Source organism: Acidihalobacter aeolianus, assembly GCF_001753165.1.
GTDB lineage: Bacteria > Pseudomonadota > Gammaproteobacteria > DSM-5130 > Acidihalobacteraceae > Acidihalobacter > Acidihalobacter aeolianus.
This window is the reverse complement of record NZ_CP017448.1, coordinates 2050646-2063000: the sequence shown is the minus strand read 5'-3', so window position 1 is coordinate 2063000 and position 12355 is coordinate 2050646. Positions and strand designations below refer to the sequence as shown.

General features: G+C 63.8%; 14 protein-coding genes. 12 read left to right on the top strand and 2 right to left on the bottom strand.

Going from position 1 to position 12355, the window contains the following annotated elements; translation table 11 throughout:
• Positions 1 to 8: 8 nt before the first annotated feature.
• Positions 9 to 533, bottom strand: a complete 525-nt coding sequence (gene mobB, locus BJI67_RS09410; protein ID WP_070072820.1) for a molybdopterin-guanine dinucleotide biosynthesis protein B — start codon at positions 531 to 533, stop codon at positions 9 to 11.
• Positions 534 to 635: 102 nt separating this feature from the next.
• Between mobB and BJI67_RS09405 the strand changes: the two genes are divergently transcribed.
• The 4 genes from BJI67_RS09405 to BJI67_RS09390 are packed head-to-tail and all read left to right on the top strand — an operon-like array spanning position 636 to position 4340.
• Positions 636 to 1856 carry an NfeD family protein gene (locus BJI67_RS09405; RefSeq protein WP_197512955.1) on the top strand — a complete coding sequence of 407 codons (1221 nt, stop codon included), beginning with the start codon at positions 636 to 638 and terminating at the stop codon, positions 1854 to 1856.
• 2 nt (positions 1857 to 1858) lie between these two features.
• Positions 1859 to 2632, top strand: a complete 774-nt coding sequence (locus tag BJI67_RS09400; RefSeq protein WP_070072818.1) for a slipin family protein — start codon at positions 1859 to 1861, stop codon at positions 2630 to 2632.
• Complete coding sequence (gene xerD / locus BJI67_RS09395; RefSeq protein ID WP_070072817.1) at positions 2622 to 3545, top strand: site-specific tyrosine recombinase XerD; 924 nt, start codon at positions 2622 to 2624, stop codon at positions 3543 to 3545. Before BJI67_RS09400 ends, xerD begins: the two co-directional genes overlap by 11 nt.
• Positions 3546 to 3584: 39 nt before the next feature.
• Positions 3585 to 4340 carry a DsbC family protein gene (locus BJI67_RS09390; protein WP_083250785.1) on the top strand — a complete coding sequence of 252 codons (756 nt, stop codon included), beginning with the start codon at positions 3585 to 3587 and terminating at the stop codon, positions 4338 to 4340.
• Positions 4341 to 4381: 41 nt separating this feature from the next.
• On the opposite strand, the gene BJI67_RS09385 is transcribed toward BJI67_RS09390, so the two are convergent.
• Positions 4382 to 5311, bottom strand: a complete 930-nt coding sequence (locus tag BJI67_RS09385) for an AraC family transcriptional regulator (protein WP_070072816.1) — start codon at positions 5309 to 5311, stop codon at positions 4382 to 4384.
• Positions 5312 to 5529: 218 nt separating this feature from the next.
• Between BJI67_RS09385 and BJI67_RS09380 the strand changes: the two genes are divergently transcribed.
• The 8 genes from BJI67_RS09380 (at position 5530) to BJI67_RS09350 (ending at position 11835) form a co-directional block, all read left to right on the top strand.
• On the top strand, positions 5530 to 6594 hold the full coding sequence (locus tag BJI67_RS09380; RefSeq protein WP_070072815.1) for an NAD(P)-dependent alcohol dehydrogenase: 1065 nt from the start codon (positions 5530 to 5532) through the stop codon (positions 6592 to 6594).
• Positions 6595 to 6612: 18 nt separating this feature from the next.
• Positions 6613 to 7056 (top strand): (R)-mandelonitrile lyase, encoded by a 444-nt coding sequence (locus BJI67_RS09375; protein WP_070072814.1) that lies wholly within the window; start codon positions 6613 to 6615, stop codon positions 7054 to 7056.
• A 349-nt stretch (positions 7057 to 7405) separates the two neighbouring features.
• Positions 7406 to 7942 (top strand): REP-associated tyrosine transposase, encoded by a 537-nt coding sequence (locus BJI67_RS09370; RefSeq protein ID WP_070072813.1) that lies wholly within the window; start codon positions 7406 to 7408, stop codon positions 7940 to 7942.
• A gap of 363 nt (positions 7943 to 8305) precedes the next feature.
• Complete coding sequence (locus BJI67_RS09365; protein ID WP_070072812.1) at positions 8306 to 8596, top strand: nucleotidyltransferase family protein; 291 nt, start codon at positions 8306 to 8308, stop codon at positions 8594 to 8596.
• Positions 8593 to 8964, top strand: coding sequence for a HepT-like ribonuclease domain-containing protein (locus BJI67_RS09360; RefSeq protein WP_070072811.1), 372 nt, complete (start codon positions 8593 to 8595; stop codon positions 8962 to 8964). The genes BJI67_RS09365 and BJI67_RS09360 overlap by 4 nt, the downstream gene beginning before the upstream one ends.
• 191 nt (positions 8965 to 9155) lie before the next feature.
• Positions 9156 to 10001: a type I restriction-modification system subunit M gene (locus tag BJI67_RS18095; protein WP_197512953.1), complete on the top strand. Its 846-nt coding sequence runs from the start codon at positions 9156 to 9158 to the stop codon at positions 9999 to 10001.
• Positions 9989 to 10654, top strand: a complete 666-nt coding sequence (locus BJI67_RS18090) for an HsdM family class I SAM-dependent methyltransferase (RefSeq protein ID WP_197513396.1) — start codon at positions 9989 to 9991, stop codon at positions 10652 to 10654. The genes BJI67_RS18095 and BJI67_RS18090 overlap by 13 nt, the downstream gene beginning before the upstream one ends.
• Positions 10651 to 11835, top strand: coding sequence for a restriction endonuclease subunit S (locus BJI67_RS09350; RefSeq protein WP_083250784.1), 1185 nt, complete (start codon positions 10651 to 10653; stop codon positions 11833 to 11835). The genes BJI67_RS18090 and BJI67_RS09350 overlap by 4 nt, the downstream gene beginning before the upstream one ends.
• Positions 11836 to 12355 lie beyond the last annotated feature (520 nt).

Genomic DNA, 12355 nt, shown 5'->3' with positions numbered 1-12355 from the left:
AAGGGCGTTCACGCGGCGGACAGGCAATGCCTGACGACGAATTCAGCCACGGCCGCAGGGTCGTCGATGTCGAGACAGGGCAGCGTGGTGTCGAGCGGGGAGTCGGTCGCCACGGCGATGATGTCGGGGTCCTCGGGGTGCAGCAGCGGCTTGCCCACGGCAGCGCGGTGGACCTCGATCTTGGGGAAGCGCTCGTGCTTGAAACCCTCGACCAGCACCAGATCGGCCCATGCGGGATCGAGGTGGGCGAGCAATTCGGCGAGTTCGGGCTCGCGCTCGTCGGGCGATTCCACCATCAGCGCCCAGCGGCGGCGCGAGGCGATCAGCATCTGCTCGGCGCCGGCCTTGCGCAGGGTGTGACTGTCCTTTCCCGGCTGATCGATGTCGAAGTTGTGATGCGCGTGCTTGATCATCGCGATGTGCAGGCCGCGCGCGCGCAGCAATGGCAGCAGACGGGCGAGCAGGGTGGTCTTGCCGCTGCCGCTCCAGGCGGCAAAACCGAGAACGGGGCGTGGAAAGGGTAGATCAGGCATCCTTGGACTCGTGCTTTTGGGGCCTGCGGATGATCGCGTATGACGCGGCTCGGGGCAATGTTGGTGCTATGCTTGGCTCGTTCTTCGCCTGAGAGCCTCAACGTGATCTTCCGGTCCGCGCTCCTCGCCCTGATCTGCTGTCTTTTCGTGGTCCCCGGCGCCTGGGCATCCGACTCCCAGGCCATCGTGATGCATCTCGACGGCCACCTCGGCCCATCTCAGCTGGCCTTTGTCCGCAATGGCCTTGCCGTGGCACGCGATCGCGATGCGGCGCTGGTGGTGCTTGCCGTCGATGTGGATGGCGCCGATGCTGCGGCGACGGACGATATCGTGCAGGCGATCCTGCACTCACCCGTTCCGGTCGCCGGCCTGGCCTTCCCTGCGGGAGCACAGCTTGGACCTGCGGGGACCCGCATTCTGTCCGCCTGCAGCGTGGCGGCCATGGCGCCCACAACGCGCCTGGAGCTGGGTAAGTCCACCGGGCCGCTGCACACGCTGGCGGAGCGCTACGGTCGCAAGGTCGACTGGCAACAGGTTGATGCGCACGCCGGCAAGCACCTGACCGCCGCCGAGGCGGCGCGCATGCATCTCGTCGATCTGTTGGCCACGGACCCTGAAGCCCTGGTGCTGGCGGCGGACGGCCGCCGCGTGCGCACGGACGCGGGCTGGCAGATTCTGCATACGGGCGACCTGCACATCATGCCGCTCGAACCGGCTGGCAAGGAGGGTTTCATGGCCTGGATAGGCGATCCCAACGTGGCGTTTCTGCTGCTGCTCATCGGCTTCTTCGGCATCGTCTTCGAGCTGGCCGGTCCGGGCATGATCCTGCCCGGCACCGTCGGCGCGGTGGCACTGATTCTGGCGCTGATCGGGCTGCAGGGCCTGCCCATCAACTACCTCGGCATGGGGTTGATGCTGGCGGGCATTGCGATGATGGTGGGCGAGAGCTTCGTCGCCCTGTTCGCGGTGCTCGGGCTCGCCGGCGTAGCCGTGTTCACGGCCGGCTCCCTGCTGCTGTTCGACAGTCACGACATCCGCGTTTCCCTGCCAACGATCGGCGCCACGGCAGCGGTGTCCGCAGGCTTCTTCCTATGGCTGATCGGGCGCCTGCTGCGCCTGCGGCGGCGCGGGGCGGTCAGCGGCCGCGAGGCCATGATCGGCGCCCGAGGCGTGGTCGCGGAGGATTTTGCCGGAACCGGTCACATCCACGTCAACGGCGAGCTATGGCAGGCCAGCAGTGCCACCCCCCTGCATCGCGGGCAACACGTGCGCGTGGTGTCGATGGAGGGGTTGGAACTTACAGTAGTCCCTGAGGAGAATTAGGCATGTATCTGATTATTCCAATTTTATTGATTCTTGGGCTGGCCTTCGCCTCGATCCGTGTGATGCCCGAATACCAGCGTGGCGTGGTATTCTTCCTGGGGCGTTTCCAGGCAGTGAAAGGCCCTGGATTGATCTTCGCGATCCCGGCCATCCAGCAGGTGGTGCGGGTGGATCTGCGCGTCATCACCATGGATGTCCCCAGCCAGGACGTCATCTCGCGTGACAACGTCACGGTCAAGGTGAACGCCGTGCTGTACTTCCGTGTGGTCGACGCCGAAAAGGCGATCATCCAGGTGGAGAACTACTACATGGCGACCAGTCAGCTCGCGCAGACCACGCTGCGTTCCGTGCTTGGCAAGCACGAGCTGGACGAGATGCTGGCCGAGCGTGACCGCCTCAACAGCGACATCCAGGAGATCCTCGATGAGCAGACCTCCTCCTGGGGCATCAAGGTGACCAACGTCGAACTCAAGCAGGTCGAGCTGGACGAGAGCATGGTGCGCGCCATCTCCCGCCAGGCCGAGGCCGAGCGCGAGCGGCGCGCCAAGGTGATCAACGCCGAGGGCGAGCTGCAGGCCTCGCAGACTCTGCTCAAGGCCGCGAGCGTCATCGCGCAGAACCCGCAGGCGCTGCAGCTGCGCTATCTGCAGACGGTCAGCGACATGTCCACGCGCAACAGCTCCACCATCCTGTTTCCGTTGCCCATGGACCTGTTCAAGCCGCTGATGCAGGCCGTCTCGCCGGGCAAGGGCGCCGCGGACGAAGATGCCGGCTGACACTGCCACCGCGGCACCACCGGCCTGGCGCGGCCAGATCGAGGCCTTTCTGGACGCCCTGTGGGCCGAGCGGGGTCTGTCGGACCATACCCTGACCGCCTACCGCCACGACCTCGAAGGCCTGGCGCGCGCACTCGACCGGCAGGGGCTCGGCCTGCTGCAGGCGCGCCGCGAACACCTGCTCGACTATCTCAGCAGTCGGCTGGCGGCGGGGGGCAGCCCGCGTTCCAGCGCACGCCTGCTGTCGACCCTGCGCCGTTTCTACCGCCAGATGCAGCGCGACGGCCGCATCGCCGGCGATCCCACCGCCGAGATCGATCCGCCGCGGCTCGGCCGGCCGCTGCCGGACGCGCTTTCCGAGGCGGACGTGGAGCATCTGCTGGCGGCACCGGCGGTATCCACGCCCGAAGGCCTGCGCGACCGCGCCATGCTGGAGTTGCTGTACGCCACCGGCCTGCGCGTGTCCGAGCTGGTCGGGCTGGTCGAATCGCGGCTCAACCTCAGACACGGCGTGGTGCGGGTGATCGGCAAGGGCTCGCGCGAGCGCCTGGTGCCGGTAGGCGACGAGGCTTCCGCCTGGGTCGAGCGCTATCTGGCCGAGGCGCGGCCCGAGCTGATGAAGGGCCACGGCGTCAGTACGGCGCTGTTCGTCACCCGCCGCGGCGGGCCGATGACGCGGCAGGCCTTCTGGTATCTCATCCGCCGCCACGCCCGCCATGCCGGGATCGACAAGCACCTCTCGCCGCACACCCTGCGCCACGCCTTCGCCACCCATCTGCTCAACCACGGCGCCGATCTGCGCGTGGTGCAGATGCTGCTCGGCCACAGCGACCTCTCCACCACCCAGATCTATACCCACGTCGCCAAGGCCCGTCTGCAGGCCCTGCATGCCGCGCATCACCCGCGCGGCTGATATGCTATCGGTCTGCGTCCCCACATTTCCGGAATCCGCATGCCCGCCGCCCTTGCACGCCTGTTCGCCCTGATCCTAGCCTGCTGTCTGCTGATGCCCGCCGCGGCCCTGGCCGATGCCGGCAAGACCGCTGCAGACAACGCCAAGGCCCTGCGCCAGCGCCTCGTCAAGCTCATCCCCGGCCAGGCGCCGGACTCCGTTCAGCCGACGCCGATTCCCGGCCTGTTTCAGGTCCGCTATGGGCTCAAGGTGTTCTACCTCACCGGCAACGGCCGCTACCTGATCCAGGGCCAGCTCGTCGATCTCAAGGACCGTCAGAACCTCACCGACACCAGCCTGGACAAGGCCCGCCTGAGCCTGCTCGATACATTGCCGGCGAGCAGCTTCATCGAGTACCGCCCCAAGGGCAAGGCACGCTATACCATCAGCGTGTTCAGCGACGTCGACTGCCCCTACTGCCGGGCGCTGCACGCCGAGGTGCCGGCGCTCAACCGCAAGGGCGTGGCCGTGCGCTATCTCTTCTTCCCGCGCAGCGGTCCGGATACGCCGTCGTACTACACCGCCGTCAGCGCCTGGTGCGCCAAGGATCGGCAGACCGCCTTCACCCGGGCCATGGAAGGCAAGGCCATCCCCAAGGCCACCTGCGCCAACCCGGTCAAGCGCGACTTCGACCTCGGCGTGCGTTTCGGCGTCGAAGGCACCCCCACCATCGTGCTGCAGAACGGCCAGGTCCTCCCCGGCTACCTGCCGGTGGACAAGCTGATGCAGGCGATCAAGGACGCCTCGGCGAGCTAGGGTCGAACGCGTCTGCCTGACCCGCGAGGACGTTGGCCGGATCAGGCAACCAGCCGTCGCAGTCGTGAGATGTCCCGCAGGGGCGGGGCGCCGAACATGCGGTTGTATTCGCGGCTGAATTGCGAGGGACTCTCGTAGCCGACATTGAACGAGGCGGTCGACGCATCCAGGTTTTCGGTCAGCATCAGGCGCCGTGCCTCGTGCAGGCGCAGCCATTTCTGGTACTGCAGCGGGCTCATGGCGGTCATGGCGCGGAAATGGTGGTGCAGGGTGGAGGGGCTCATGTCGACCTGCCTGGCGAGTTCGTCGATGCGCAGGGTTTGCCGGAAGTTTTCCTTCAGCCACTCGATGGCCCGCGCGATCTGATTGCCCTGGCTGCCCATGGAGGCGATGTGACGCAGGCGCATGCCCTGGTCGCCGACCAGCAGGCGATAGGTGATTTCCCGCTGGATCAACGGCGCCAGAATCGGCAGGTCCTGCGGCTCGTCCAGCAGATCGAGCAGACGTCCGAAGGCCTGGAGCAGCGGCAATGTCATCTCGCCCGTGGCCATCCCGCGCCCGCCCTGGTTCGCGCGCGGCGCCGGGAGGTGGCTGTCGACCATCAGCTGCGAGACCTCGCGCAGGTCGAGCACCAGCTTCAGGCCCAGATAGGGCCTTTCCGGGCTCGCCTCGAGAATCTGGAAATCCGTCGGCAGGTGCGTGGAGGTGATCAGGTAGCGCTGCGCGTCATAGACGTAGACGTCGCTGCCGAGAATGACGCGCTTGGCGCCCTGCACGACCATGCAGATGCTCGGCTCGTACAGCCCGCCCACGGGCTCCGTCGGCCCGTGTTTGCGATACAGCGACAGGGCCGGAATCGCGCTCGGCGACAGTTCCCCGGCGGCCGTTAATCGCCCGATGCGATGCCGCAGGCCAGCCAGGGCCTGCTCGATCGGCTCAAGGGGTTCAATCGGGTCGGTCGATGCCGGCATCGCTGCGCTCCATGCTCACAAGGCTGTCCGTCAGCCTAATCCTTGCCGTGCGCGAAATCCATTCGTCCGGAGGATCAGGCAATAAAACAACTCAAATGGTCTAACCGGGCTCCTGGGTCGCCACCTATTATGCAATCCGAGTTCGCTCACGGATATCGCAATGCCCCGCAGGCCGGGGCTTGACCCGTCCTACCGCTACACCCGATGGAGGTGCCACGATGCATGCACATGGATACGCCACTCATTCCGCTACCGAAGCCCTGGGTCCATTCGATTTCGAGCGACGCGAGCCGCGTCCGCAGGATGTGGCGATCGAGATTCAGTATTGCGGCATCTGCCATTCCGACATCCACACGGCGCGCAGCGAATGGGGCAAGACCCATTACCCCTTCGTGCCGGGCCACGAGATCGTCGGCCGCGTGACGGCCGTCGGCAGCGAGGTCACCCGCTTCAAGGCCGGCGATCTGGTTGGCGTCGGCTGCCTGGTCGACAGTTGCGGGCACTGTGAGTCCTGCAACGAGGGCCTGGAGCAGTATTGCGAAAACGGCTGGACGGGCACCTACGGCAGCGAGGACAAGATCGGCGGCACGCCGCACACCCACACCTTCGGCGGCTATTCTGACCGGATCACGGTCGACGAGCACTTCGTGCTGAGCATTCCGGAAAACCTCGATCCGGCCGCCGCCGCGCCGTTGCTGTGCGCCGGCATCACCACCTATTCCCCACTCAAGCACTGGAAGGTGGGCGCGGGGCAGAAGGTGGGCGTGATCGGGCTCGGCGGCCTGGGTCACATGGGGGTGAAATTCGCCCGCGCCATGGGCGCGCATGTGGTCATGATCACCACCTCGCCGGGCAAGGCCGCGGACGCGGAGAAGCTCGGCGCGCATGAGGTGCTGATCTCGAAGGACGCCGAAGCCATGCAGGCCGCCATGGGCAGCTTCGACTTCCTGCTCAACACCATCCCGGTCGGGCACGACGTCGACCCCTACATGAACCTGCTCAAGCGGGACGGCGCGATGGTGATCGTGGGCGCGGTCGAACCGCTCACCCGGGTCAACGGCGTGCCGTTCATCTTCAAGCGCCGCACGATGGCGGGTTCGCTGATCGGCGGGCTTCCGGAGACCCAGGAAATGCTCGATTTCTGCGGCGAACACAACATCGTCTGCGACATCGAAATGATCGACATGCAGGACGTGAACGCCGCCTACGACCGCACGGTCAAGGGCGACGTGAAATACCGTTTCGTCATCGACATGGCGACGCTGAAAAACGGCGCTGCCTGAGCCATCGAAGAGGTCGCCATGAACGCAGCACGGCCATCGCCCGATGAGATGCAGATATTCCGCGCCGGCGCGAGCGAGCCCATCCAGGGATCGAGCGACTGGTTCACCGGCAACGTGCATATCGAAAAGGCCTTCGCCGCGCCGGCCCCGGCGCGCGTGGGGGTCGCCCTCGTCAGCTTCGAGCCGGGGGCGCGCACCCACTGGCACACCCATCCGCTGGGGCAGACCCTGGTCGTGACCGAGTGCGTCGGCTGGACGCAGTGCGAAAACGGCCCCAAGACCGAGATCCGCCCCGGCGACATGATCTGGTGCAACTGCGGCCGCCGCCACTGGCACGGCGCAACCGACACCACGGCCATGAAGCACGTCGCCATCAACGAATACCTGGACGGCAAACCCGTCGACTGGCTGGAACCCGTTCCCGACGCGACCTACCTCGCAACCGAGGTCAGGAAAGACTGACCCAGAACGTAGGTTGGGCCGACATCGGAGGCCCAACGCCACCGTGCCTGGATACAGGTACACGGCATCGGTGCGGTTGGGATGGGGTTGATTGTTGGGCCTCCTTCGTCGGCCCAACCTACGGGATCACCCTAATGTAGGCTGGGCCGACACTGGAGGCCCGACATGACCGTTTCCCGACGTGATGCATCCGCGCCTGGGGTGGCGGGGTAGTGGTTTTGATGTTGGACCTCCTTGGCGTCGGCCCAGCCTATGGTTTTGCTACGGTTGCTGGACGTCGATGTTGGGCCTCCTTGCGGCGGTTCAGTCTGCGGTCTACGGTCGGGGTTGAATGGCGGCTGGGGGGCGTATGCGATACCGGAGGGCGCTGATTCCGGGCGGGACGTATTTCTTCACGGTGAATCTGGCTTCGCGCAGGGAAACGTTGCTCGTCGACCACGTGGACGTGTTGCGCGAGGCCGTTCGCGGGGTGCGGTGGGCACATCCGTTCGAGATCGTCGCGTGGGTGGTGTTGCCCGAACACATGCACGCGATCTGGACGCTGCCACCCGAGGACCCGGATTATTCGATGCGCTGGAATCGCATCAAGGGCGAATTTTCACGCCGGCTTCCCCGGTGTGACCCGGGGCTGACGCCGAGCCGTGTCAACAAACGCGAACGCGGCATCTGGCAACGCCGCTTCTGGGAGCATCTGATCCGCGACGAAGACGATTTTGCGCGGCATGTGGATTACATCCACTTCAATCCGGTGAAACATGGTCATGCGAACACAGCGGCGGATTGGCCGTATTCGTCCTTTCATCGATTCGTGCAACAGGGCCTGTTGCACGAGGACTGGGGCGGCGGCGGTGATCCCGATGGCCATTACGGCGAGCCCGCGAGATGAGCGTTAGCATTCGTGGAGTTTGTGTCCTGCGAAGCGGGGCACGTTGGGCCTTCTTCGGCGGCCCAACCTACGGCATCGTCCAATGTAGGTTGGGCCGACACCGGAGGCCCAACATCACACGCGCCACGCCAGATGCACCCGCCACCGGGATGGCTGGATGCGGTTAGGCGTGATCGTTGGGCCTTCTTCGGCGGCCCAACCTACGGGGGTAGACCGAATGTAGCTTGGGCCGACACCGGAGGCCCAACATGATTTCAGCGCAACACTCTGCGATAGCCGCTTGATTTTCATGGCGGAATGGCAGGTGTGTATCGATGAGTTTACTATTGGGGCTGTTTCCATCGACCTAGGCTGGCATCGCCGATGCGACCCTCTACCGCTCTGCAGCTTCACCGCGATCGAATCCGCGAAATTGCGCTGAGCCATCGCGTGTCCGACGTGCGTGTGTTCGGCTCGGTGTTGCGCGGAGAGGATGCGGAAGGAAGCGATCTGGATATCCTGGTTTCTCCCACCAGTGAAACGACGCTGCTGGATATCGCCAGAATCCAGTATCAGCTCAAGAAGTTGTTGGATGTCGAGGTCGACGTACTAACGCCCATGGCACTGCCTGAGAAATTTCGACAGCGCGTGCTCGACGAGGCCCAGGCCGTATGAGCAAGGCCGACGAGCTACGCTTGCCGGATTTCCTGGATCACATGCGTGAAGCCATAGAGCGTGTACATGCTTACGTTGCCGACTTGGACGAGGTTGCGTTTCTTGCCGACGGCAAAACCCAGGATGCGGTTGTGCGCAATTTCGAGATTTTGGGCGAGGCCGCACGCAACATCGAGCGTTACCATCATGCGTTTGCCGATGCCCATCCCGAGGTCGAATGGCCAGCCATCGTCGCCCTACGCAACCGCGTGACGCATGGATATTTCACCGTGGACTATGGTTTGCTGTGGAAGGCCATCCAATCGGATTTGCCCGATTTGTATCCAACGATAAAGACCCTCCTCGTCGAAGCCGCCGAGAGCCGATAACCTCAGGGCCCATCAGATGTAGGTTGGGCCGACACCGGAGGCCCAACAATACACGTGCCACGCCAGATGCACCCGCCACCGGGATGGCTGGATGCGGTTAGGCGTGGTCGTTGGGCCTTCTTCGGCGGCCCAACCTACGATCCATGGGATGCGCTAACATCGCCATGGTTTGATCCATCCCAAGGACGCGCATGATCACCGGCGAACTCAAATCCAAGGTCGACCGCATCTGGGACACGATGTGGTCCGGCGGCATCTCCAACCCGCTGTCCGTCATCGAGCAGCTTACCTATCTGCTGTTCATCAAGCGTCTCGACGAGCTGCAGACGCGCAAGGAGCGCCAGGCCGCGCGCACGGGGCAGCCCATCGACGAGCCGATTTTTGCGCCCGGCCAGGACGCCCTGCGCTGGTCGCGCTTCAAGGACACCGCCCCGGAGCAGATGTTCGCCACCGTGCGCGATGAAGTCTTTCCCTTCATCAAGACGCTCGGCGGCAAGGGCGAGGACGACGGCGAGGGCGGCAGCACCTACAGCCACCACATGCGCGACGCGCTGTTCATGATGCCCACGCCGCGCGTGCTGGCCAACGTGGTCGACCAGCTCGACGGCATCGACATGGCCGACGCCGACACCAAGGGCGATCTTTACGAATACATGCTCGGCAAGATCGCCAGCGCCGGGCAGAACGGCCAGTTCCGCACCCCGCGCCACATCATCAAGCTGATGGTCGAGATGACCGCGCCCACCCCGCGCGACCAGATCTGCGACCCGGCCTGCGGCACCGCCGGCTTTCTCGTCGCCGCCTCCGAATACCTGCGCGCGCACCACGGCGACGCCATCTACCGCGACGAGGCCGCCCGCCGCCGCTTCAACGACCACACCTTCCACGGCTACGATTTCGACAGCACCATGCTGCGCATCGGCAGCATGAACATGCTGCTGCACGGCGTCGAAAACCCCGACATCCGCTACCGCGACTCCCTGGCCGAAGGCGCCAGCGGCTCCACCGGCGACGATGCCGGCAAATATACTCGCTGATCCTCGCCAATCCGCCCTTCGCCGGCAGCCTGGATTACGAATCCACCGCCAAGGACCTGCAGCGCATCGTCAAGACCAAGAAGACCGAGCTGCTGTTCCTCGCCCTGTTCCTGCGCCTGCTGCAAAGCGGCGGCCGCGCCGCCGTCATCGTGCCCGACGGCGTACTGTTCGGCTCCAGCACCGCACACAAGACCCTGCGCAAGCTCTTGGTCGAGGACCAGAAGCTCGACGCCATCGTCTCCATGCCCTCCGGCGTGTTCAAGCCCTACGCCGGCGTCAGCACCGCCATCCTGCTGTTCACCAAGACCGACTCCGGCGGCACCGACCACGTCTGGTTCTACGACATGCGCGCCGACGGCTTTTCATTGGACGACAAGCGCACCCCGCAGCCGGACAGGAGCGACCTGCCCGACATCCTCGCCCGCTGGCGGAACCGGGAAGCCGAGGCCGACCGCCCGCGCACCGCGCAGAGCTTCCTCGTGCCCAAGGCCGAGATTGCCGCCAACGACTACGACCTCTCCATCAACCGCTACAAGGAAGTCGAATACGAAGCCGTCGAATACGACCCGCCGCAGGTGATTCTGGCGCGGCTGGCGAAGCTGGAGGCGGAGATTGCGGAGGGGCGGAAGGAGTTGGAGGGTCTTTTAGGATGAGAGCCGTTGTACCGCTCTCGCGGATATTAAAAGACGCTGAGATTTTTACTGATGGCGACTGGATTGAATCGAAGGATCAAGACCCTAACGGAGATGTTCGCCTAACCCAGTTAGCCGATATCGGAGATGGTTATTGGATAAACAAATCAACGAGATTTCTATCCTCGGAGAAGGCAAGCCAACTGAGATGCACCTACCTCGAAACGGGCGACATACTTGTAGCGCGAATGCCTGATCCTCTTGGGCGAAGTTGTATTTTCCCTGGAGATCCCAAACCGTGTGTGACCGTGGTTGACGTTTGCATCATTCGGCCAAATTCAGAGAAGGTCGCCAATCGCTACTTGATGCATGCTATTAATTCTCCTGTAGGACGTCGTGGGATTGAAAAACACGTAACCGGAACGACGCGCCAGCGAATATCTCGTAAAAACCTGGGAAAAATCGAGATCCCCCTCCCACCCCTCGCCGAGCAGAAGCGGATTGCGGCGATTCTGGATGCGGCGGACGCCTTGCGGGCCAAGCGCCGCGAGTCCCTCGCCCAGCTCGACACCCTGCTGCAATCCACCTTCCTCGACCTGTTCGGCGATCCTGTGAGGAATCCGAAGGGGTGGGAGCAAAAGAAACTTGGTGACGTTTGTGACGTGAGAGATGGTACCCATGACTCACCAAAATACGTTGAATACGGACATCCGCTGCTAACGTCGAAAAACTTTAAAGATGGAGAGATCGACTACGCAGGTGCGAATATGATTAGTGATGGGGACTTTGAGCATATAAACAAGAGGTCAAAAGTTGACGTTGGGGATTTGGTCATGCCGATGATTGGGACTATCGGCAATCCCGTATTGGTAGAGCAAGAGCCTGACTTTGCCATCAAGAATGTGGCACTTATCAAGATCCTGAGCGGTTCGCCAGATCGGCGTTATATTCTTCACCTTCTTTGTTCCCATTATTTTGACCACATAACTGCCAAGACGAATCGGGGTGGGACGCAGAAATTTGTAGCTCTCAAAGACATCCGCGGAATCCCAGTGCCGTTGCCATCAGCAGATATCCAACACCGCTTCGCCACCATCGTCGAATCCATCGAACGCCAGAAAACCCGCCTGCGCGCCCACCTGGCCGAACTCGACACCCTTTTCGCCTCGCTGCAATCCCGAGCCTTCAACGGGGAACTCTGAGCCATGAGCAACTTCGCCTTCCTGCCCGAGACCTTCCGCGACATCGCGGCGCCCGCGCGGAAGAATGTAGGTTGGGCCGACAACGGAGGCCCAACATGACCGCGCCACGGACAGAATGTAGGTTGGGCCGACAGCGGAGGCCCAACATGACCATACCCCAGAAGACACCTTCGGTCCGCGGGCTGGGCGGCGGCGGGTGTGGACGTTGGGCCTTCTTGCGGCGGCCCAACCTACGGGGTCGACCTAATGTAGGTTGGGCCGACAACGGAGGCCCAACATGACCGCACCCCGAACAGAAGCCATCGGCATTGGGGCAGAGGGAGTGAGACGTTATCGTTGGGCCTCCTTCGTCGGCCCAACCTACGGGACTGCCCGAGACCTGCCGCGACATCGCGGCGCCCGCGCGGAAGAACGTAGGTTGGGCCGACAGCGGAGGCCCAACATGATCGCGCCACGGACAGAATGTAGGTTGGGCCGACAGCGGAGGCCCAACATGACCATACCCCAGAAGACACCTTCG